At 48.5% G+C, this 24,195-nt stretch carries 16 protein-coding genes; 4 read left to right on the forward strand and 12 right to left on the reverse strand.

The genetic code is table 11. The features are described from left to right. Positions 1–193: 193 nt before the first annotated feature. Entirely contained in the window at positions 194–2,443 is a 2,250-nt protein-coding gene (locus tag CVV44_03270; GenBank protein PKL40636.1) for an alkaline ceramidase, read from the reverse strand. A 391-nt stretch (positions 2,444–2,834) separates the two neighbouring features. Here CVV44_03270 and CVV44_03275 point away from each other — a divergent pair, with 391 nt between their 5' ends. Further along, positions 2,835–3,617 (forward strand): class D beta-lactamase, encoded by a 783-nt coding sequence (locus tag CVV44_03275; protein PKL40637.1) that lies wholly within the window; start codon positions 2,835–2,837, stop codon positions 3,615–3,617. After that, positions 3,614–4,039 carry a hypothetical protein gene (locus CVV44_03280; protein ID PKL40638.1) on the forward strand — a complete coding sequence of 142 codons (426 nt, stop codon included), beginning with the start codon at positions 3,614–3,616 and terminating at the stop codon, positions 4,037–4,039. Before CVV44_03275 ends, CVV44_03280 begins: the two co-directional genes overlap by 4 nt. A 50-nt stretch (positions 4,040–4,089) precedes the next feature. Here the strand turns inward: CVV44_03280 and CVV44_03285 are convergent, their stop codons facing one another. The 5 genes from CVV44_03285 to CVV44_03305 form a co-directional block, all read right to left on the reverse strand. After that, the gene (locus CVV44_03285) at positions 4,090–4,431 is read right to left on the reverse strand and encodes a hydrogenase nickel incorporation protein HypA (protein PKL40639.1); all 342 of its coding nucleotides are present in this window, start codon (positions 4,429–4,431) and stop codon (positions 4,090–4,092) included. A 75-nt stretch (positions 4,432–4,506) separates the two neighbouring features. After that, positions 4,507–7,218 carry a pyridine nucleotide-disulfide oxidoreductase gene (locus CVV44_03290; protein PKL40640.1) on the reverse strand — a complete coding sequence of 904 codons (2,712 nt, stop codon included), beginning with the start codon at positions 7,216–7,218 and terminating at the stop codon, positions 4,507–4,509. Between the two features lie 34 nt (positions 7,219–7,252). After that, entirely contained in the window at positions 7,253–7,924 is a 672-nt protein-coding gene (hypB, locus tag CVV44_03295; protein PKL40641.1) for a hydrogenase accessory protein HypB, read from the reverse strand. A gap of 285 nt (positions 7,925–8,209) precedes the next feature. Then, complete coding sequence (locus CVV44_03300; GenBank protein PKL40642.1) at positions 8,210–9,505, reverse strand: adenylosuccinate lyase; 1,296 nt, start codon at positions 9,503–9,505, stop codon at positions 8,210–8,212. Positions 9,506–9,763: 258 nt separating this feature from the next. Beyond that, positions 9,764–13,588 carry a hypothetical protein gene (locus CVV44_03305; protein PKL40643.1) on the reverse strand — a complete coding sequence of 1,275 codons (3,825 nt, stop codon included), beginning with the start codon at positions 13,586–13,588 and terminating at the stop codon, positions 9,764–9,766. Between the two features lie 56 nt (positions 13,589–13,644). Here CVV44_03305 and CVV44_03310 point away from each other — a divergent pair, with 56 nt between their 5' ends. Both CVV44_03310 and CVV44_03315 read left to right on the forward strand, forming a co-directional pair. Further along, positions 13,645–14,871, forward strand: coding sequence for an iron ABC transporter substrate-binding protein (locus CVV44_03310; protein ID PKL40644.1), 1,227 nt, complete (start codon positions 13,645–13,647; stop codon positions 14,869–14,871). Continuing rightward, positions 14,868–15,614, forward strand: a complete 747-nt coding sequence (locus CVV44_03315) for a hypothetical protein (GenBank protein ID PKL40645.1) — start codon at positions 14,868–14,870, stop codon at positions 15,612–15,614. Before CVV44_03310 ends, CVV44_03315 begins: the two co-directional genes overlap by 4 nt. Positions 15,615–15,620: 6 nt before the next feature. On the opposite strand, the gene CVV44_03320 is transcribed toward CVV44_03315, so the two are convergent. The 6 genes from CVV44_03320 to CVV44_03345 form a co-directional block, all read right to left on the reverse strand. Further along, positions 15,621–18,005 (reverse strand): hypothetical protein, encoded by a 2,385-nt coding sequence (locus tag CVV44_03320; GenBank protein PKL40646.1) that lies wholly within the window; start codon positions 18,003–18,005, stop codon positions 15,621–15,623. 32 nt (positions 18,006–18,037) lie between these two features. Continuing rightward, on the reverse strand, positions 18,038–18,829 hold the full coding sequence (locus CVV44_03325; protein PKL40647.1) for a hypothetical protein: 792 nt from the start codon (positions 18,827–18,829) through the stop codon (positions 18,038–18,040). Positions 18,830–18,925: 96 nt separating this feature from the next. Next, the gene (locus tag CVV44_03330; protein PKL40648.1) at positions 18,926–19,870 is read right to left on the reverse strand and encodes a hypothetical protein; all 945 of its coding nucleotides are present in this window, start codon (positions 19,868–19,870) and stop codon (positions 18,926–18,928) included. Positions 19,871–20,304: 434 nt separating this feature from the next. Continuing rightward, a complete protein-coding gene (locus CVV44_03335) occupies positions 20,305–21,129 on the reverse strand; it encodes an iron ABC transporter ATP-binding protein (protein PKL40649.1) in 825 nt (274 codons plus the stop codon). 3 nt (positions 21,130–21,132) lie between these two features. After that, on the reverse strand, positions 21,133–22,161 hold the full coding sequence (locus tag CVV44_03340; GenBank protein ID PKL40650.1) for an ABC transporter permease: 1,029 nt from the start codon (positions 22,159–22,161) through the stop codon (positions 21,133–21,135). A 159-nt stretch (positions 22,162–22,320) separates the two neighbouring features. After that, positions 22,321–24,111 carry a long-chain fatty acid--CoA ligase gene (locus tag CVV44_03345; protein ID PKL40651.1) on the reverse strand — a complete coding sequence of 597 codons (1,791 nt, stop codon included), beginning with the start codon at positions 24,109–24,111 and terminating at the stop codon, positions 22,321–22,323. Positions 24,112–24,195 lie beyond the last annotated feature (84 nt).

The raw sequence follows: 24,195 nt of genomic DNA on the forward strand, positions 1-24,195 counted from the left end.
AACAGCCTCCTCTTTACGTATCAGGGCGATTTTTTTCAGATAATATACATCAGGTTGATTTCTCTCCTGTTGTGCAATCTTATGGGCACCTCTAAAAATTAGGTTTTTCATTAATTAAAAAATGAAAAAACCTAATTTTTCCTATGCTTGTGCCCACAAGGGAACTTCCAAAATCTAATTTATAGAGGTTCCCTTATTGGAGTGTGAATGAGCGTGTATTGTTTTTGTAAGGCCGTATAATGTGTGTCCAGCCCGATTCCTGGTGCCCCTGCTGTACGATTCGGTATGTTCCGGGAGCTGCCCCCTTGGTGTACCAGGTGACAGTGCAGTGGTTACAGGCAACGCTGTCGCGTTTCCAGTGATATTCTACCTGGGGATCCCAGTCGAAATACACCTGTTTCCACTGGCCGTTTTCATACTTCTCGATGATCCCGAAAGGATAGATGGCATGCTTTTTCTGCTTAATGAAATAGTTGAGCGTTGAACGGGGGTGCCCACCCCAGAAGGTCACCGCAATGGTATCCCCGACTTTATATGTGCTGTTCGGTTCTTTTACGGGATCACCCCAGTCAGTGAAGAGTTCCTTGTCGTCGAAGAAAACTCCCGAGGAAAAGTTCCACTGACTGTTTGAGAGATCCATTGGTGTGGGGCCGGGTTCTACCGGTGAGCCCGATACAATGGCGTCGGCCAGTTTCCTGATTTCCTGCTGGCAGGCTTTCAGCTGATTCGGGCCGAACCATGTCCCTGCTGCGGCATAGGATTGTATCTGGTATTCCTCCCATGTTGCCATATATGAGGCATAGGCATTGGCAAGGCCGGAGACGACGCTGTATTTTACACCGGCACTTTGAAGTTTCTCAAGGGCGGTTGCCTTGAGACGGCGTCCGGCCATGCTTGTTATTTCAAAGGGCAGGGCTGAAATTGCTACAGAACCGATTTTCAGAACCTGAATGGGCAGAATTTGAGGAATCATGTCAACTTCCGGATCGAAGTTGATGCCCATTGCTCCCACGGGAAGTATGACCGGTTTCGGATAGTGGCATTCCTTGTATGCGGGATCTGCCGATTCAGTCCAGAAAACTCCGATGAGGGTGCCGACAAATCCGTTGATGACGTCAGTGGAGTATTCATCCTGCCAGCTGGGACTGTTAACGGTGATATGAAGCGGATACAGTGGTGACGGCGAGGGATTGTCGGCGGGAGAGCCCGCAGAATACGAGGCCCCCATCCCGCCTGCACAGGTAGTACGCCCGGCTTCTGTGACATAGAGGCTTCTGAAATCGACATATTCATGTCTGAAAGCCAGAGGTCCGGTGACTTTTTCCGTTGCAGTATTATAGAGATGTTTCGCCATCGTGTACTGGCGTTCCACGATTACATTGAGAATGGGATTGTTTTCGATTCTGGGTTCTTTATATGCCTGATAAAATGGAAATCCGAAATCCTCAGCTTCCTCCAGGGTCCATCCCAATTCCGCGGCAGCTTCTTCAGCTGAGCCAAGGAACTCTGTAAAGGGGACATTCGGTGTTACATCACCTGAATTGGACTGGGCAAAAGCGGCAATGAACGTGTCTCCGGATAAGTAATTGGTACCTTTGTCTTTTTCAAAAAGATATGATGAAAGCCCCTTGCTGTCACCGCTGATGAGTTTGTTTTCCGGGCCGATGCAGTCGGGATGCACGGCATACCAGTTGATCATACCGCGTTCTGTACCGTCTGTTCCTACAAACTTGAGGAGAATCATTTCCTTATCTGTGTTGAAATCGTAGAGAGCCCTTTCTTCCGATGGATTGTTGTTATAAGCAAGGGTGTCTCTGCTCCATCCGGCATTGGGGATGATGCCGCGGTTGACATAAATATACGATGGTTTAATATTGTTGTGAGCGCGTTTGATTGACTCATAGATGCCCTCAACAGTGGCGAACATGGTATCTTTCAGGAAACCTTTCTGAGTCGCGTTGTAAAGAAAATACCATGAAGCACCACTGACTGAATTATGAGTATGCGTCGCGCTGATAAGGATATTCTTTTCATTGTAATACTGGCTCAATTCAGAATCGGCGGCAATTTTCTTTGCCACTTCGAGTTTGACGCCCAGGTCGATCATCCACGTATCGGCGCTGACAAAGACAACACTGGTTGTTCCGTCATTGATGATATACGCCCGTGACCAGAGACGCGTTGAAATTCCTTCAGTTTTCTGATCTTCAATAGCGTAGCCGCCCATAACGACCTCCGCGGCAGGTCCTGTAATATCAAAGATTCCGGTGCCTACCATATATTGGCCATCAGCGGCATTCAGAGTAACTGTGGATCTTGGAGTGTTTTTCACAGTTGAATCCCCTGTTGCCTGTGAGTCATAGCCGCAGGCGGAGAAAACAATTATTGCCATGACCATGGCCGCCAGAGATTTGCGATACAGTGGTAAAAAAAATTGTTTCATTAGATAGCCTCCATGAAATAAATTCTATTATACTGTTTATGTCTCTTTGTTTAGCGGCATAATTGTGTAAAACTGGTGACTTTATTTTTAAAAAAGATTCAATCGCCGCTAATCACATAACATATAGTTGATGATGTTATTGTTTTCAATTAAGTTTTTCATATTACGCTGGTCGTATTTTGATGATGTGTTTATACTAACAGAATCATTCTATCATTTAACATTGTAATCAGTAATATTACCTTTTAAGATAAACTACTATATAGTGGTTGACTTATGAGATTTGTATTCTGGAAATGAATTGTTTTGTGTTAGTATTCACTTGACTCAAGTCTAACCCCGCCATTCATGGCGGGCCATAATAATACATCATCACAAGGACACTCCTTTCATGAAGCATCTCATCATAACCGCAATCAGCATCTTACTCTCAGCCGCCATTCCGGCGAACAGCAATAAAGGCCCTTTTCTCCGGGACTATATGCGCGACAACAACATCACGGGCACCGTGGTGATCGAATCGTTGCAGACCAATAAAAAATTTGTATACGATGAAAAGAGGGCCGCGGTGAGGTTTACGCCGGCTTCGACTTTCAAGATTGTCAATACGCTTATCGCCCTGCAGGAAAAGGCTGTGAATGATGAAAATGAAATCATTAAATGGGACGGTCGCGTTTCGGAATTTGCCGACTGGAACAGGGATCAAAGTATTAAAAGCGCCTTTGGTGTGAGCTGCGTGTGGTTTTACCAGGAGCTGGCCAGGAGGGTAGGCAATGGAGCCTATATGTCGTATCTGAAAAGGATGAACTATGGTAATCAGAAAACAGGAGAGCATATCGATACATTCTGGCTTGACGGTAGTCTGCAGATTTCTGCCCTTGAACAGATTTCGGTTTTGAAAAATATCTATAATGAGAAATACGGCTTCGATAAAAAAAATTATGAAATATTGAAAGAGGTTATGATCGTTGACCGGACCGGCGACTATATCGTACGGGCCAAGACCGGCACGGCAATGCGTGTGAAGCCCGTGACAGGCTGGTACGTGGGCTACATTGAAACGAAAGGCGATGTCTGGTTTTTCGCCTGCAATATCGATATGGAAAGGCCGGAACAGTCGAAGCTGAGAAAGGAAACGGTGTACAGGGCATTGAGGGAAGCAGGGTTACTTTGAACCGGGGCAAGTCCGGGATACTTTTTAGTGTTTCGTATCATGATGAGGCAGAAATGGAAATTTTCAATAAGGATAATACACGCAACACCGGCTCCCTTGAAATATTAAAATCATACATGCTAATAGGCAGTCGTAATGTCAAGGATGCCGGCATATCAATTCAGATATCATATATACCCGTAAATTCCGGGCAGCCCATTCATAGCCACGAACCTGAACAGTGCTATTATATTATCAGCGGTAATGGGCTGATGAGTATCGACAATGATGAAGAATATGTAAATGCCGGAGACGCCGTTCATATTCCTTCCGGTAAAAAACACGGAATCAGAAATGTCGGCACTGACGCACTGCAGTATTTGACGGCCAATTCACCGGCCTTCAGTGAGGAGTATGAAAGCAGGTTGTGGCCTGAAAAATAAATTGACCCGGGGTTTGTGACAGGGAAATACTTTCGCTGGCAGCTTTCTTCTCAGCAGGCGATGATTTCCTTGATGTTGAACTCCCTTCCGCACAATAAATCCCACTCACTTTTCCCGCAGTCGGGACACTTCCTGTTGTTCGCAATGAGATTATAAACCGCGTTGCACTTTTTGCAGATGGCATTGCCCGGCAAAATCTCAATCTTTAATTTTGTTTCCTGCAATAATGTACCGTCCACGGCAACCGGGTAGCATGACTCGATATACCGCGGGATTATCGATGAGAGTTCGCCGATCTGGAGAACCAGGGTGTCGATTCTGGTAACACCGTTTTTCCTTGCGAAATCTTCAACGGTTTTGACGATCTCAATCACGATACCCAATTCATGCAAAGGAATTTACCTCTTCTGTTAATGTGTAAGGGCAGGGGGAACAGAAATCCCCTGCCCATTATTTCATTCTCGGAATCAATTCCTCAAGTCCGTCTTTTCGCCTGAAAATGCCGATCTCAGAAATTTAACGGGCTTCATGAGAGCGATTCTTACCTTGCGCTTTAACGCATATTTAATGACAGCAGGCTTCAGGTCCTTGAGTTCCACGCTTGCGCTGTCGTATTTCCTGACCAGCTTGATCGCGTCGAACTTGCACTTGGTAACGCAAACCCCGCAGCCCACACAGAGAAATTCATCGGCCACCGTAGCGCCGCAGCTGAGGCAGCGTTCCGTTTCCATTTTGACCTGTTCTTCCGTGAAGGTTACGCGTAAATCCTTAAAAGTTTCCTTTGATACATTGCCGTCGACATGATTTGCTTTTTGCCGCGGAAGACGATCGTAACCCTCCAGATCAAGGTTCTCTTTGTCCAGGGAGCGATAATCTCTCATGGTGCGGCCGAGAAGCAGGCTCTGTCCCGGCTGCACAAAGCGATGGATAGAGATCGCTCCTTCCTTACCCATGGCGATGGCGTCAATGGCGAACATGGGCCCGGTCAATGCGTCGCCGCCGGCGAAAACGTCGGGCTCGCCTGTCTGATACGTGGCAGGATCGGCTTTAATTGTCTTGTTGGGATTAAGTTCAATGTTGCTGCCGGCGATGAGGTTGCCCCAATCCATTGCCTGACCAACGGAGATCAGGACATTGTTTGCCTTTAAAACCTTTGTTTCATTGTCGTCGAAGACGGGATTGAACTTTCCCTTTTCATCGAAGACGGATGTACATTTTCTGAATTCAACACCGGTAACACGTCCGTTTTCCGCAAGGATTCGTTTGGGGCCCCAGGAATTGTTGATGATGATGCCTTCAGACACCGCTTCTTCAATTTCTTCTTCCAGGGCCGGCATTTCTTTCCTGTTCTCCAGGCAGTACATCTCTACCGGTGATGCGCCGACGCGCAGGGCGGTCCGGGCCACATCAATGGCCACGTTTCCGCCGCCGATTACCACGGTTGGCCCTTCCAGTTTTACCCCTTCATTGAGGCTGACATTGCGAAGGAACTCAACACCGGTGATGACACCCCGGGCATCTTCACCTTCGATGCCGAGCTTACGGCCGGCCTGGGCGCCGATGGCGAGATAAAACGCTTCAAAGCCCTGGCCGCGCAGGTCCTTGAGAATGACATCTTTACCAACTTCGATACCTGTTTTGAACGCTACACCCAGTTCTTTCAGGATATCAATTTCAGCGTTCACTACATCTTTCTCCAGTCTGAAGGAGGGGATGCCCATCGTGAGCATGCCGCCCAGTGCTTTTTGCTTTTCAAAAACCGTAACCCTGTACCCGTCAACGGCCAGGTAGTAGGCGCAGGAAAGTCCAGCGGGCCCGGCGCCTATAACGGCAATATTTTTTCCGTACTGATGTTTTATCCTTGGAACAAAGCGGGTGGCCGCGTTCAAATCCTGTTCAGCAATGAATTTTTTGATATCATCGATGGCGATGGGATCATCCACGTCGCCCCTGGTACAGGCCGATTCGCAGTATCTCGGGCAGACGCGTCCGCATACTGCAGGGAAGGGATTCTCGTACTTGATGAGTTCAAGGGCTTCGGTATATTTTCCCTGTGATGCCAGCTTGATATATCCCTGGATGCCGATATGGGCGGGACATTCCGCTTTGCAGGGACTGGTGCCTGAATCGACAACAACTTTTCTGTTGGTGCGATATTCGTAATTCCATCTGTCAGGGCCCCATTCCGTATCGTAGGGAAGGTCTTTTCTTGATCGATCAGGAATCGGCGTTTTTGTGCAGAGCTTCTGACCGAGCCGGAGGGCGTTCATCGGGCAATTCTCGACGCATTCTCCACAGGCCACGCATTTGTCTTGATCCACGTGTGAAACGTAGTTCGAACGCACCATGTCGGGGTTTGTCCACATCTCGGCGACTCTCATGGAGAAGCAACCGCAACCGCAGCAATTGCATATGGCGTGCGTTTTTCCGGGACCGTCGGTGTTCGGTATTGAATGCATCAGACCGTTCGCCTCGGCTTTTTTAATGATTTCGAAAGCCTCTTCGCGGGTGATCTCCCGGCCCCGGCCCGTGCGGATATAGTATTCGGCGGCATGGCCCATCTGGATGCACATATCCTCCTTCAGGTGGCCGCATCCCTCTCCCATGATTTCCCTTGAAGTGCGGCAGGAGCAATCGGAAACCGAGAAAAGGTTGTTTTCGTTGAGATAGGTGGAAACTTCTTCGTAGGATGCTGTTCTGCTTTCACCGTTTAGGGATTGTTCAATGGGGATGACACGCATAGGCCCCAGACCCACGGGGAATATTCCTGCAGTCGCCGGTCCCCGTCTTTTGCCGTAGGCATCGAAGGCTTCGGCTATCTGCGGATACTTTTTAACGTTTTCTTTGTTGTTGACCATCATCTCCATGTGGCCCGGAACCCAGAGGTCCTGCCAGTATTTATCGACGCCGTCGATTTTATTGACAAAAGCCACACCGGCAACGGCCAGTTCCCATAAGAGCTTTTCCGTTTCCTCTACGGATTTGCCGCACAGGGGAGCAACCTCCGCGGCGCTCATGGGTTTGCGCAATTTCAGGCAGAGTCCCACTTCCGCCATTGCTTCCGTAACAACGGGCTCCAGAATTTTATATTCCGGATAGTCCGGTTTTATCTCGTCTTTTGTTCCGCGTTTTGTCCTGCTGATCTTATTGGCAAGATCCATTACCTTTTCATTTACCATGCATAGTACCCCGTTAATAAATTTTCAGTATGTTTTATTTTTCTTTCCAGTTTTTGACTTCGGTGCGAATCCAGTCGGCCCATTCATCAATTCCTTTTCCCGTTTTGGCCGAGATGGGGATAACCCTGATGTCGGGGTTTAATTTTTTTGCGCGCTCTTTGACCGCATCCGGATCAAAATCAAAATAATCTATTGTATCTATCTTGTTGATCAATAAGACATCAACAATGGAAAACATGAGAGGATATTTCAGCGGTTTGTCATCACCCTCGGGAACGCTCAGGATCATCGCGTTTTTCGATGCGCCGGTATCGAATTCCGCCGGGCATACCAGGTTACCGACATTTTCCAGGATGACAAGATCAAGGCCTTCTGTTCCGAGCCCCGAGAGACCCTGCCTGGTCATATCGGCATCGAGATGACACATGCCGCCGGTATGGAGCTGGATTACTTTTGTGCCCGTCTGCGCGACAGTATGGGCATCGACATCGGAATCGATATCGGCTTCAAGAATTCCAATGCTCATTTCATCTTTGAGCGCCTCAATTGTTCGTATAACAGTGGTTGTTTTTCCGGAACCTGGAGACGACATTAAATTCAGTAAAAAGGTCTTGTTTTCTCTCAATTCATTCCTGAGCAAATCAGCTTGCCGGTCATTGTCTTCAAAAACACTTTGTTTGATTTCCAGTATTTTATATGCATCCATATCGTTTTTACCTCCATCGCCGGAACAAGCCATATATATAAAGAACAAAAAATTATGAGAAATGTAAATAGGGGAAAACTGTATTGTCTATAGGGGGAATTCACTTATAACAAAAGGGAGTAGTGTGTATTTTATATTGCATAAAAAAGAAGGGAAACTTCTGAACACCATAGCTGCATGGCTCAGTCGATGCAGATTGTCGAGAATCACGGATAAATTTTTGGCTGCCTTTCCCCTTCTCCCTGTGGGAGAAAGGGAAAGGGGGATGATGTCGAAAAGTTTTCCCTATAGCAATCCGGCCTTCTTATAGATGGCGTCAATGTTTTTCAGGTACCGCTGCAGGTTAAAAATAACATCGAGTTCTTCTTTTGATATTTTCCCCGCCACAGCGGGTTCACGTTCCGTGAGTTCCCGCAGGGTTCCTTCGCGCTTCCACACGCGCATGGCCATGTCCTGAACGAGCTTATAGGAATCCTCACGAGAGAGTCCTTTCTCAATGAGCTTCAGGAGCAGGGATTGTGAATAAAAGAGACCACCGGTACGGTTGATGTTATCCATCATGTTTTCCGGGTACACGTGGAGATTGTTGATGATAAAGATCATGCGGTGCATGAGATAATCCAGGGCGATCGTGGAATCGGGCATGATAACACGTTCTGCCGAGGAGTGGGATATGTCACGCTCATGCCACAGGGTAATGTTATCCAGGGCCACATTCATGTTGGCCTTTATGACACGTGAAAGTCCTGTAACGCGCTCCGAGAGGATGGGATTCCGTTTGTGGGGCATTGCTGATGATCCCTTCTGACCTTTCTGGAAGGGCTCTTCGATTTCGCGAACCTCGGTTCTTTGGAGATGGCGGATCTCCGTTGCCAGCTGATCCAGGCTTCCGGCCGTGATGGCCAGGGCGGCCATGAATTCGGCGTGACGGTCCCGCTGTATGACCTGCGTTGAAACGGGATCGGGCTTCAGACCCAGCTTCGTGCAAACCTCTTCTTCTATTTCCGGTGATACGTTGCTGAAGGTGCCCACGGCGCCGGATAGCTTGCCGAAGGATATGTTTTCAATGGCCGTTACAAGTCGCTGCCGGTTTCTTCTGAATTCCTCGTGGTACAGGGCCATCTTGACGCCAAAGGTCATTGGTTCGGCGTGCACGCCATGGGAGCGGCCCATGCAGGGCGTATCCTTGAATTCCAGGGCCCGGGCCTTCAGGGCCTCCATGAGAAGGTCGACGTCCTTGACGAGAATTTCCCCGGACTGGCGCATCTGGATGGACAGGGCCGTATCGCCGATATCGCTGGAAGTGAGGCCGTAATGAATATGGCGCCCCGCAGGACCTACTTTTTCGTTCACGGCCGTGAGAAAGGCGATGACATCATGATGCACCTCATTTTCTATTTCCAGGATGCGGTTTACGTCGAAGTCGGCCTTTTCCTTGATTATTGCCAGGTCTTCTTTCGGGATCATGCCCCTGCCGGCATAGACTTCGCATACGGCGATTTCAATGTCGAGCCATATGCGGAACTTGTTTTCCAGGTCCCATATTTTGGAAATTTCCGGTCGTGAATATCGATCTATCATGTTTTCCTCGCGGTGTTTTCTTTTCAGTGTATGCACAGACAGGTTAAGCTGTCAATATAACCATGGGAATGGCGGGATATATCTTTGCAATAAATTTATTAATTTTTTGAAAATGCCGGCTGAGAGGCGATGCAACGCGTTCCTGCCGGCTGTCAGAATAATTACCCTTCCTCCGTAATTGGCTATTCAGGATATTGTGTATTTTGACAGCTGTTATGTGTAACGTGTCGTTATGGACTGATGTATGATGGTACTATATCAAGCACCGTTTTCCAGAATCTCATGCAGTTTTTCCGTCAGGGTCCTGCCCGAGTAGGGTTTCTGGAGAAATGCCGTAACTCCCAGGTCTATGACTTTCTGTACCCGTTCATCCTGTTTGTAACCCGATGCCAGGAGCACTTTTACTTCGGGAACAATATTTTTAAGAGACTGAAAAACCTCCAGTCCCGACATGACCGGCATGGACATGTCGAGAATAACAGCTCTTATTTCCTTTTTATGACGCTTGAAAAGACTGAGCCCTGTCTTTCCCGATTCAGCCAGAATGACCCGGTAGCCGGCCTCCATGAGTATGCCTTCTGCCACCGTTCTCATGACCTCTTCATCGTCGATGACCAGTATCGTCCCGCTTCCAGGAATCATCTCGTGGCTCGTTGCCGTGGAGATGCCTTTGCCCATCCTATCGGTCATTTCCGGCAGGTATATATTGAAAGTCGACCCCACTTTCGGTTCAGAGAGCACATCGATAAACCCGCCGTGTTGTTTGACAATATTGTAGACCATGGCAAGTCCGAGCCCTGTTCCCATATCTTTGTCTTTTGTCGTGAAGAAGGGGTCGAATATCCTGTCTTTCACGGCCGCATATATGCCCACGCCCGTATCGGTCACGGAAACCATCATATAGCTTATTCCTTCAGTGGCATCGGGATGCATTTTGCAAAAATGATGGTCGGCCTGAAGTTTTCTGAGAGAAACCGTCAGTTTTCCTCCCTGCTTTTCATTATCATCTCTCATGATAGTCATGGCGTGAGAGGCGTTTACGCAGAGGTTGAGAATTACCTGCTCAATCTGGGTGGGATCCGCAAAGGCTCGCATGGGCGATGGGCCGTATTCCGTATGGAGCTCCACGTTTTTAGGAAAGCTGTTCTGGCATATCTTCATGACATGTTTGACCGAATAATTCAGGTCAACGGGAGCGAATTGTATATCGTGCTTGCGCGACAGGGTCAGCAACTGCTTGATCATGTCAGTTGCCCTGAAGGAGGCGTCACGGGCCGTGTCGATGTATTTCCGTATTTTATCACCGCTGCTCAGGGTTTCTTTTCGTAAAAGCATGTTAAGCATGTCAATGCTGCCCAGGATGCCCCCCAGGATGTTGTTGAAGTCATGGGCCAGGCCCCCTACCAGGGTCCCGATGGCTTCCATCTTCTGAGCCTGAAGGAGTTGCGCCTCCATCTGGACCTGTTCGCTTATATCGCGTTTTACAGAGACATATCCCATGATATGGCCCAGTTGGTTACGGATGGGGGAGATATTGGCGTCCTGAGTTATGAATTCTCCGTCTTTTCTTTTGTTGATGATTTTTCCGGTCCAGGTAAGGCCCGTGCTTATGGTATCCCAGAGATTCTTGTAAAAACCCTCTTCATGCCTGCCGCTCTTCAGTATGCGCGGATTTTTCCCCAGTGCTTCGTCGCGGGAATAGCCCGTTGTTTTTTCAAAGGCGGGATTGACATATTGGATGTTGCCTTCCGTATCGGTGAGAATAATATCCTCTGCTGCCTGTTCAACGGCCGTGGCAAGTCGTTTCATTTCTGCTTCCGAGTCTTTTTTCTCGGTTACATCGGTGGTGATTATATATTGGTCTGAGTTCCAGTCGCTCCCTTTTTTCCCGCTATAGCGGTTGAGTATGCAGCGGCGTTCTCCATCTTTGCGGATTATCCAGAATTCAAGTTCACGGGGCGGGCTTCCGCTTTTTATTGATTCTATGTAGATATGCCGTATACGTTCCTTTTCTTCAGGAGCATAGATATCGCCGATATTGAAGTTTCTTAACTCCTCGTGGGAGTAACCGGTTATTTCCGAGACCCTGCTGTTGGAGTATACGAGCCTGCCGTTTTCAATGATGCTCAGCCCGTCCCGGATGTTGTCCGCCATGCTTCTGAAACGTTCCTCGCTCAGCTGCAGGGCCTTTTCCATTTTATGGCGGGTCAGGACACCGGCAATTATGTTGGCAACATTCTGAAGGAGAGGGATTGCTCCCGCAAAAAATATTTTTTCTTCATGCAAGGTGCAAAGTCCCATATAGCCGATCATGTTCTCGCCATAAATGAGGGGTATGTCCACAAGGGATTTAATCCCGGCCTCATGCAGCCGGAGATAGAATTCCGCCGTGCTGTCGGGAATGACCTCAAGGGAGGGGATATTGCATATCTCTCCGCTGTTTAGTTTTTTATACCACCATGTCTGATGTTCCACGGGAAGTTCCCGCAGCATGGCGGGATCAGAGGCAGTTTTCCCGGCGGTCCATTCCGCGGTGCATAGGGCTTTGGAAAAATCTTCGTTGAAGAGGTATATATAAGCACGGTCGACGCCGGTGAACAGTCCTACATCCTGAAGCGCTTTTGTCAATTCCGGCTCAAAGTTTTCCGCTGTCGTAGTTATAAATCCTGCAGAAATGGCGGTGATAAGGCGCTCAAACTCCGATTTATACTGAAGATTCAGCTGTGATTTTTTAAGATCGGTAATATCCCGTCCCACATACTGATATTCAATCAAAACTCCGGCCTTGTTGAAGATGGCCCTCACGGTCCACTGGAGCCATCGGGTCTCCCCATTTTCCAGAATTGTCCTGCTTTCAAAATCGGATACCCGGTTTTCAGGAGAAAGGGAATGGATGATTTTTGCAACCCTGTCGGTATCGTCTTCATGAACCCTGGGGCTGAAAAATGTTCCCGTAACTGTTTGACATTCAACATTAAAATAACGGCAGTAGGCCTCGTTGACAAAAGTAATGGCACCATTGGGCCTGCTTCTGCCGATGAGTTCCGTCTGGTCTTCTACAACAGAACGGTAGCGGTGTTCGGTACGTTCCAGTTCCTGGTTGGCGGCAATAAGCTCTTCGTTCTGCGCTTCAAATTCCTCGTTGGTGGCTTCAAGTTCCTTTATGGTTGTGTTTAGTTGGATGTTCAGTTCCTGGAGTTCCTGGTTCTGAAGTGTTATCGTTTGTTCAGCCTGCATTATTCTTGTTATATCCTGGACAGTACCTGAGATCTTTATCGTGTCTCCATATTCATTATGAACCAATTCCGCCACGCTGTGGATAATGCGGCGGCCGTCTTCGGGGTTGATGACGGTGTAGATTTCATTATAATCGGGGTTTTCGCCATGGAGGAGACGGTTAAAGCTGATCCTCTGTCTCTCCCTGTCTTCCCCGGCTACATGGGTGAGAATTGATTCAAAATCCATGGGACCGCTGTTTTTTTTGATGCTGAAAAGCCTCATGGCCTCTTCGGAACCCTCAAATATTCCAGTGACCAGATCACATTCCCATGTGCCCAGTAATGCCCTGACCTGGGCTCGCTCAAGGTTCTTTCGGATTTTCTGCAGTTCCGCCTGGGTCTGCCACAGCTCATCCTGGGCCATGAGAAGGGCCATGCTCTGGGCCTGATGTTCATTTTTTGATGCTTCAAGTTTTTCTATGGTGCTCTTCAGCTCATCGTTCAGTTTTGTTTCTTCGGTTACGTCCGTCACAATGACGACGATACCGTCTTCAATGTTGGAAGGATTAACTGCGGAGCCGAGGAAGCAGGCGTGGAAAAAAGAGCCGTCCTTTTTTTTAACGCGGGTGCGGATTTGCCCTTTGCCGGTTTGATGTATCGATTTATAAAATTCACGCTCGATACGATTATACTCCTCCTTGCTTTCATAGATGGGCAGGACATCGGTGCCTATGACAGTCTCTGTTGAGTACCCCAGTAATTCTTCAAGTTTCCTGTTGTGCCAGATGATGCGGCGGTTTTTAATGAGCCCAATGCCATGAGGCAGTGTATCAAATATGGTGGTGAGGTGCTTATCGCTGTTCATATATAGTTCCCGGATATCTTCATCATGGCTATTCAGTTCATTATATTCAAAAATGAATGAAAGTCAATACTTTATGTGTAAGGGCGGCTCTTTTTCGTGAAAATGAATACTTGACAAATACACAAGTACATGTCATTAGACTTCAGATAAAAAGAATGAAAATGATTCGGGATGGATATGCGGATATGAGATTCAGGAATTTAATTATGCTGTTTCTTGCGGGGGGGATGATATTGCATCCCGTTTTCGGCGGACATGACAAAGGGACTCTGCGGGCCATGGAAAATACCAGGACGATTATCGATTGTGCCAACCGAAAAGTCCAGGTTCCCCGCCGGGTGAAACGCATAGCCTGCCTCTATGCCTTCAGCGGCCACGTCGTGACCATGCTGGGCAGGGGAACCGATATCGTTGCCGTTGTAGGCGGGCTCAAGCGTGACGTTATGCTGACATATCTCTGTCCATCCATTGCCGACGCCGTTGTTCCGCGATACAATGGAGCACTGAACGTGGAGGAACTGTTGAAGTCCCGCCCCGACGTGGTTTTTCTAAAGGAGGATATGGCCGGAAAAGAATCGGAGACGTCAGGTCTTGACCGGTTCCACATACCCTGGGTGGTCATATCCTTCAACTCAATGGCGGAGCAGCAGAAAGCCGTTGCCATAATCGGAGAGGTCATCGGAGAGACGCGTGCCGCTGCAGATTATAATTCCTACTACAGGGAAACGATCGACCGCGTCGGTACTATCGTGAAAAGCATACCAGGGGACCGGAAACTCTCTCTTTACCACTCGACCCTGGAACCGCTGAAAACCGACGGACCGCGTTCCCTGGCCGCTGAATGGACAAGAACAGCAGGAGTTATCAATGTATCTGCGGGAGCTGAACTGATAACGTCCGGTGAGGATTACTATGCAACCATTGAGCAGGTTCTCCTGTGGAATCCCCGGGTAATTCTGGTCAATGAAGAAGGCATTGATGACTATATGAAGAATAACTCCCTCTGGTCCCATATGGATGCGGTAAAGCAGGGGCGGATATATAAAATGCCCACGGGCATATCGCGGTGGGGGCATCCCGGGTCGGTGGAAACGCCACTGGCCCTTCTCTGGACGGTAAAAACACTGTATCCTGAATATGCCGTAAGTATCAATCTCAGGACCGAGACGAAAAGATTTTATAATACCTTTTTCAATTATGAACTCTCCGACACAATGACCGACAGCATCCTCAGCGGAAAAGGGATGAGAACGGCAAAAAGTAAAAGGAATAAGAAGAAATGAAAATTTACATGGCAATAGACGACACCGATATCCTGGGAAGCCGGGGCACTGGACATCTTGCTGAAGACATCAGAAGAGATATTGTCTCGATATTTTCCGGGACATGCGAGAATATATCGCGCCACCAGCTTTTCGTATGCGACGATATCCCCTATACATCGCATAACAGTTCCATGTGTTTTGTCGCCGATATCGGTGATGATGCATTTGAGGGAATAGTGAAACATACGATTAATATGCTGGAGACATGCAGCGCCGACGGATCTGATCCTGGTTTCTGCATCTTTAACCTTGAAAAACTTGATGAAGAAGGCGCCGGAAGACTCATGGATTTCGGTCATCGTGCCAAGCGGACCGTTCTCACCAAGGAAGAGGCTTACGGCCTGGCCGCCGAACTGGGCATTCATCTTTCAGAGCACGGAGGAACCGGACAGGGAATAATCGGCGCCCTGGCCGGAACAGGCCTCAGGCTCGAAGGCAATGACGGCCGGTTCCGGGGCTGGATATTTGAAAATGCCGACACGGAGATGACTGTCCGGGAATGCCTGGAGCAGCTGCCGGTTCGGGAAGTTGTCGACCTGGCCGGAGCGGTTATTAATGGATCGGATTTAGTGCGGCTGAACGGCAAGGTAAAGACCGTGCCCAGGAGAGGTCGCCAGGTTCTGCTGGTGAAAAAAAAGAAAGACAACGGGCAATCGTTCTGGGTGAATCTTAACCGGGATGAAATCAAGGGCCTTGACTAAGGGTGATTAAAACTTTGCTGAACATCCTCCATAAAACATGCGTCCCGGACCCGGGATAAAGGGGTCGGCCTCGTAGTCGTCGAGCACGTTTTTACACATGACATAAACCTCGTAATAAATGAGAAAAGACTGGCTCAGCCTGATATTGAGCATGACCGGGTCATGCAGCCGTACCGCCTCGAAGTATTCCGTTGAAAAGGGTGTTTGAACCGGTCCGGGCTCGGGCCGTTCCTTCATGCAGTACACATACTGATTCACGGTGCTGTAGCCCCAGATGTTCAGGCCCGTGCCCCCTTTGAACTTCAACCGCAGATCCGCCGAAATCTGGTGTGATGGTGTAAATTCTATTATCTCACCTTTGTTGATTTTCTCCTCTTCAGAATTATCCCTGTTCCGCGTATAAAGGTATGTGTAGGAGCAGACCAGGGTCATATCCATAATATCGAAAATTCCTTCCCTGGTGTAGGTTATAATGGATTCCAGTCCCTGCGAATCGACCCTGCCGATATTCACGGGCGGATCAATGCCGCCGGAAATTTTTTCGATGCGGTCCTTAACCACGCTGACAAAATAGTCGGCGCGCAGGGAAAGGGCGCTATCGAAGAAAAAGAGTTCGAAGCCAGTGTTGCCGTTGTATGATCGTTCAGGTTTCAGCCGGTTGTCCCGCTTGTCATCGACGATTTTTGAATATTCACTGAGATCGGGAAAGCGTGTTTTTATGGAACCGGCGGCACGAAGGATAAGCCGTTCTTTCATCGGTGTGAATATAAGACCCGCCACGGGATTGATGGAGTCCTTGGTTCCCAGAAGTTTCGAGTCAGCAGCAACGATGTAGGCATCTTCAAACTGGTACAGGGCCTCGCGGTTCTTGAAACTGTGCAGTATTTGCATATCATACGAGACGCCCAGGGAAATGTTCAGCCGGTCCTTATAGTTTATTTCATCTTCGACGGCTATTGTAAAATAAGATACATCGAGCCGCTGAACCGGGTAGGGATCAGTGCCGAAGAGCGTGGCCGCGATAGCCGGGGAAACTGTGGCAGAAATGGCCTGTTCGTTTTCCTGGTACAGGGAATAACGCCCCAGCAGGGCAAAGTTAAGGGTGTTCCATTGGGCTATTTTCCATGAGGGGTACAGGTTTGCGCCTGCAGTGAGATATTCTTTTATGGTGTAAAAGGGCTCAAGGACCGTGTCGGCCAGGACCGTGTCGCCGGGCCAGGTATGGTCCGTGGTGGCGTACTTTTCCTGTTTGGCCGTCATGTATGTGTAATAGGCGTTTCCCTTCAGTTTACATTTATTATAATCCAGTGTGAAATAAGGCGACACACGCACGTTGTGGATGGCCGGCCACACGAAGGAACGGTTTCGGAACGCAGCGCTTTTTATATCCCGCGGATCAGAAGAAACATCAAAAATCGGATCTTCCCATTCTGTGTTTTTTGCTTTAAAATTACTGTATGCATTGAGCTGGTAGCTCGACGTATTGGCTGTTTTGAAATAGTATTCGGCAGTGATCCCTGCCTCGCTTTTATCATCGATGCGGTACCCTATCTTCGTGGCCAGGGAATACTGGGTGGAGTCATTGTGATTCCAGATACCCGTGTCGTTTATATATCCCTCCACGGCAGGAAGATTGAGATCTTCGAAGTTTAAACCGTAAAGGTCGTAGCGCACCAGGCGGTCGAACCATTCACGGCGTTTTTTACTGTCCAATTTTCCCGATATTTCATATCCGCCCGAGTGCTGTACCGAGGCGTTGATCCAGTAGTAGAAATTCCCCAGAGGCGCTCCATGGGCCGCGTTAATGAGCCAGTTGTTATACTGGCCGTATTCGGCGCCGATCTCGTAATAGGGCGCGTCGGGTTTTTTCGTGATGATGTTGATGACACCCACGGCCCCGTAGGTTCCCAACAGGGCTGACGTGGCGCCCCTGTTCACGATGATTTGTTCAACATTATTCAGGGGAATATTCGAGATGTCTATGTCCGTGGAAAAAACGTCATTGATAGGGACCCCGTCGATGAGGATTGCCACCTTGTTCTGGTCAAAGCCGCGGAAGCGGGCCCGCACATAGCCCTTTTTATGCACGCCCACCTGGATACCCGGCACAGACTTCAGGGAGTCGTCCAGGGTCTTATCGGAATGCTCTTCGATCTCCTCGGACGATATAACCGTGGTGTTGGTCGCTTTTTCTATCTGGGGGATGGCACGCCCGTATATGACGATTTCACCGGCAGAATAGATGTGTTTTGCCTGGTTCTCTTTTTTTTCCTTTGGGGGTTCCTCCGGAGATTTCTTGTCGGTGTTTTCTCCATGAAGCGGAGAGAAGCAGAAGACGAGCGATAAAATGAGGACCGGGAAATGGACAAATAGATTAGTTTTGATTTTCATTCAAACTGGCCGAACGGGGCGATCTCCGAATTTTATGGGCAATAGTCCGCGACACTCTGTATTGGCAGCTTGTCCCCGGCTGACATGGTCGCGTCATCTGATCTTAAAAAAATCCTGCCCATGCCGCCGCTTCCTGTATTGGGTTTTCCCAGGACCCAGTTTGCATCTATAGTGAGGGTTATGCCCTGGGAGTCTTCATTGACTGTGATGGTGTCGGCAAGATCCGCGAAGGGAGTTCCAATGTCTTCATTGGCGGGATCATTGTCATAGATGGAATAGCGGTCGTAACGGTTCAAAAGGTTTTCTCTGTTGCCGCCGTAATTATAATCGTAAAAGGCCACCACATAATAGTCGCCATGTGCGATATTTTTAATGGTAATTGTACTGTTGTTCGATGAAGAAGTTCCCTTGTACAATACCGGTTGGATGTTCGAGATATAATCACCATTTATATCAGCGGTAAGTGTCCCGAAAAGATACACAATGTTTATTTTATCGCCCAGGTCATCAGGTCCGATCATTTCATCGGCCAGGTCCTCGAGCCAGGCATCATCCTCGCCGCATTGCCAGTCGCCGATATGGTCGGGGGGCACATCCCAGCCCACACCGCCGGTTTCGGCATACATCCAAGTGCCGTCTTTTGCTCCATAAGATCCGGTATTCGCCAGTGTTTGTCCTACGCGGGGATATCCCCACATATCAGAGTCGGTCTGTACCGTTATGGATATCCTGCCCTGGTAAGTATCTCCTGTGTTATCGCAGGAGATATATATTGCGCTTATAAGACTTAAAAATATGCACGGCAGTAGAATGAAGTTTTTCATTATCAGAATTCTCTCATGGCATACTTAATCGCATATTACCATCTCCAGGGGCCTCCTCATTGACAGGGAGACCCCGGGTGGATGATGGAATATCCCTTAGGGAGTTACCGCCCATGTAGCTCCGTCACCGATAGTATAAATAATTGTATCATCTTCGCTGATAGTTGCAGTTGAAGCAACGGTTGAGCCAGTCGTCCCGTTTCTGATATCATGATAAATCTCATACAGGTCTCCTGTATTGATTATATTGCTACCACCTGTAGCAGAATTCAGCAGGCATACTACATAAAAATTACCGGAGTAATTGGTGAGAATGTTGTCAATAACGATGGCCCCATTATTGCCGACAATATTTCCCTGGTAAAGAATATTATTTCTCGGTGAATTGGATTCAAGCTGACGGTAAACAAAAGCATAGGCATTGTATGCGCCGCTACTTGAATAATCAACATTTATTGTCATTGTGTTTCCGGTAAGTGATGTAATGAAAGTTTTTGAACTTCCCATTTCCCAGTTACGCTGAATGGTGAGGGATATGGCATTGGGACCTTCTTCTGTGATTGTCAGTTTCTGTGTGTCGGAGATCAGGGGGGAACCGGTACCGCCGTCATAGAATGCATAGCGGTCAGCCTTGGTAATCAGGTTGGAATCATCTCCACCCGTACGGTAATCATAGAAGGCAATAACATAATAGTCACCCGGTTCTATGCCAGTAATATCCGTTGCCGTATTATTATCATTGTTTATGGCTGTTTCGCTGTAAAGATAATCATTCATATCGTTGGATACATCACCATCGACTGTAGTGGGAAGTACATTTGGGTCCGGCATATCTGCGCAGGAATAGAGCTGCACATAATTGATTTTCTGACCGGCATATCCTGTTTGCGTATCATAGTCATCACCATAATTGCCCTGATAATTAACCGTCACTGAAAGAGTTGCCCCTGGATCATCACTGCTGCCACCTTCACAGGCCGAAAAAGTAAAAAGTGCAGCGATCATTATCGCCGTCAGAATTAAAAGACTTCTTTTTTTCATAAGTTCCTCGCTATTAGAATTAAATGTTCGTATTTTATATTTTTCAGGATTTAAAGTCGATGATTTTATGTCAATAGAATTAGCAGATAATTTGAAAACAATTTTTAGAAGAATGAAAAAGATTACAATATATTACAAAAAAATACAGCGATAATACGCTATCAGGATAAGGGAACCTCTATAAATCATTTTGAGGCAGAGCCATTTTAGCTCATCCTAAGCTGGCTTTGGGCAGCGCCTTTATTGAACATCCTGTTCAGGCACTGCATTCGAGTGTCCTGCTCAGCACATTCGATCATCGTGATCAGTAGATGTTCCCTTGTGGACATAAGCATTGGAAAAACCAAATTTCTGAGGTGCCCATACATTAAAACAAGGCGATGTATAATGGTATTCGAGTCTGGCCGGGATTGTGCGCCTGCATCTTAAAAGTTTTATTCCCCGTCATTGTCATCGGCAGCCGTGGCCAGGGCGATGATGGCACCGGCCTTTTTGCTTGCCTGCCGATAGGAGAGAATCTTTGATTCTACCCTGAATATTTTCATCATGGTCTCTTCGGTGAGGACGGAACGGGGACTGCCCAGGGCGAAGATTTTTTCTTCGTTCATGATTGCCATGGTCGTGGGAATGCCGTTATTCTCGAAATAGAAGGCATGGTTCGGAGAATGGGTCGCGATGATAAAGGAAAGGCCCCGTACTCTCGCCAGGGAGGCGATTTTTTCCAGGAGCATTATCTCGTGCCGGAAGTCCAGGTGCGAAGCCGGCTCATCCATGATGATAATGGGCGACCGCTGGGCCAGGGCCCGCGCCAGCATAACCAGCTGTACCTCGCCGCCGCTCAGCTGTGTGTAAAGCCTGTCCTGCAGCGACTCGATTCCCACGTCCTTCAGGGCCTCCTGCGCGAGCAGGTGATCTTCACGGGACGGGCCGCTGAAAGGGGTGATATAGGCCGTTCTTCCCATGAGAACCACTTCGCGGACCAGGTAGGGGAAGGTGCGCTCGTGTATCTGCGGCACATAGGCCATGCGGCGCGCCAGTTCATGGGGACGGTAATCCGCTATAGTTTTACCGTAGACGCGTATTTCACCCTCTTCGAGGGAATGAATTCCCAGGATGCAGTCGAGAAGGGTTGTCTTGCCGCAGCCATTGGGACCGAAGAGTATGACTATTTCGCCTTCGCGCAGTTTCAGGTTGATGCCGGAAAAGATACTGCGGCTGCCGTATGAAAAATGTCCATTGCTTACTTCAAGGACCGTCATGGTCTACCATCCTCCGCCGCGCGTTCTCCGCAGGAGATAGATGAAGAAGGGACCCCCGATCAGTGATGTCAATATTCCCAGGGGAATCTCGCCGCCCGATATATTGCGGGCGATATTGTCGATGATCACCATGAAGCAGGCACCCAGGGAAATACTCACGGGCATGAGAATACGGTTGTCGTTGCCGGCAATCATTCTTCCCATGTGGGGGATCACCAGTCCAACCCATCCTATGATGCCGCTGATGCAGACTGCACCGGCCGTGGCGATAGTTGTGAAGACAATTATTGCTGCGCGGTTGAGGTTCACGTTGATTCCCAGGGTTTTGGCCTCCCGTTCCCCCATGGAGAGAACGTTGATGCGCCAGCGAATGAGCATGAGGCCCATGATACCGCCCAGCATGGGAATCGACGCCGCCAGTACGTCATGACCCTGAATCGAGGCCAGGCTCCCCATGAGCCAGAATACGATGGAGGGAAGATCTTCATAGGGGTCGGCCAGAAACTTGAGGAATGAAATCATGGCGGAAAATATCGATGATATTATCACTCCGCCCAGGACCAGCATGATGGTCGGTGCGCTGTTGTAAATTTTCCCCACCAGGTAGCTTAAGATGACGGCCAAGATTCCAAAGATAAAGGCGCAGATATATATGGCGGCCGTGCTTTTGAACATGATGATGGCCAGGGCTGCGCCGAAACCGGCCCCGGAACTGACGCCCAGCATACCGGAGCTCACCAGGGGATTGCGGAAGAGCCCCTGGAGTGCTGTGCCGCTGGCAGCCAGGCTTGCGCCTACCAGGGCGCCCAGGAAGGCCCGGGGGAGCCGTATCTCCCAGATGATGGAACTCTGGATGGAAGCTGCCACGTCGGGTCCACGGGAGATTATGCTCCAGATAAGGGGAAAAACTTCAGTGTAATGTATGGGGTATCTTCCCAGGAAAAGGGAGAGCACTATGCAGGCAAGAGGAGCTGCAACAAGAAGAACGGTGACACCGGCCTTCTTGAGAATTTTCTTTTTCCTGGCGGTCATAATAAAAAAATAGATCAGGTGCGAAAACCGTCAATTGTTATTTCCTGGAAGGGTATATTTTGTCGGATTTGGATGGAATTGCCGGAAGTAATAAACCCCGTCATTGCAGGAAGGGGTTCAAACCCTTCCTTACAATGACGGGGTTATAATGATTTTCAATTACTTGTAAAGCGAAGCGATCTGATCCTTGTATTCCTTGACCACCACATGCCTCTTCAGTTTCATAGTCTGGGTCAGCATGCCGTTTTCCAGGGTGAAATCACTGGTCATGAAAACATATTTTTTGGGGATTTCATATCCGCCGTATTTTCCTTTGAGCTGATCGGTGATTTCCTTCTCGATCATATCCGTAACTGTTTTGTTTTTTATAAGCTGTTCCGGATCAGCGGGAAGGTTGTTCTGCACTGCCCATTTTCCCAGCATCTCAAAATCGGGGATAACGATGCAGACATTGTAGGCTTTTCCTTCTCCGTAAACCATGGCGTTTGCCACGAAGGGGAGGAGGCGGATATCCTCCTCGATGGAGGCCGGGAAAACATATTTCCCGTTTTCCAGCTTGTACTGTTCCTTGATGCGTCCCGTGATATAGAGGAAGCCTTCAGCGTCGAAGCGGCCCCGGTCACCGGTTCTGAACCCTCCATCGGGAGTCATGACCTGGGCGGTTTCCGCCGGCTTGTTGTGATATCCCTTCATGACATTGGGACCGTATACAACTATCTCGCCGTCATCGGCACCGTCTTCCACAACGGATTTGTCCAGGACGATGCGCTGTCCCTCTAAAACCTTGCCGACGCTGCCGATCTTCCAGGCGTCGGGCGCGTTCATCGTAACGGCAGGCGATGTTTCGGACAGACCATAACAGTCGTATGTGGGAATGCCGATGCTGTAAAAGAACTCGCCCACTTCCTTGTTCATAACGGCACTTGCCGTAAGTGCTCCTGTGAGCCTCCCGCCGAATCCCGCTCTGATTTTTGAAAAAACCAGCCTATCGAGAAAGAAGAACTTCAGGTTTACGGAAAAACTGCTTTTCCCGTCCTGGGCCAGGGCTATTTTTTTCTTCGCCGTGGCGCACGCCGCATCAAAGAGTTTCTTTTTAGCGCCTCCCGTTTCTTTCATCTTGTTCTGGATGGCATCATAAATCTTATTGAAAACACGAGGCACTGAAATGAGATAGGTGGGGCGCACCAGCTTCAGGTCATCGAGAAGAGTGGATACGTCCTCCATGAAGCCCAGGGAACCGCCGAACTGTATCCAGTTGTTGAGCTCTCCGCTCAGGGCATAGGAATGGGCCCAGGGAAGCATGGAGAGACCGATCTGGGTTTCATTCAGGTCAGGATAGATTCTATATCCCGCCCGAGAGCAGTAGGTGCAGTTGCCGTGTGAGAGAAGAACTCCCTTGGGGTCTCCCGTGGTTCCTGATGTGTAAATAAGAATCGCCACATCTTCGGCATCGGGATGAACGGGGGCTACGGGGTTTTCCTGACCGGCTTTTTCCAGAGCCTTCAGGCTGTCTTCGCCTTCGGCATCGATTATGAGAATGCGCTTCAGGGAGGGAATCTCCTGGATGAAATGCTTGACCTTCTCATAAATTTTCTGGTTCGATACTATCAGTACCTTGACTAAGCTGTCAGTAATGATATATTTCCAGGTCTGAACAAGTTCTTTCTCGTACATGGGGATGTACCGTGCACCCCTGCCGTACGTTGCATAGGCCAGAACGACCCATTCAGGCCTGTTAGTGGAAATGATGCCCACGGAATCATCTTTTTCAATTCCTAATTGAGCCAACCCGCCACGGGCATTGTCGATGCGTTTGCCGATTTCATTGTACGTAATGGAATCAAGTGTGCCTTTGGTGTTTTTGACCCAGAAAAGTGTGTTTTTACCGTATTTTTTAACACTCTCTTCCCACCAGCTCACGAGATTATCAGGTTTTTCGTATTGCCACATAAAAAGCTCCTCCACAAAAATTTGATTTAAGATTGTATATTTTTATTTTTTTACAACAGCATATACTGCCCAGAGCAGTATGGT

It is taken from the genome of Spirochaetae bacterium HGW-Spirochaetae-1, assembly GCA_002839375.1.
Lineage (GTDB): Bacteria > Spirochaetota > UBA4802 > UBA4802 > UBA5550 > PGXY01.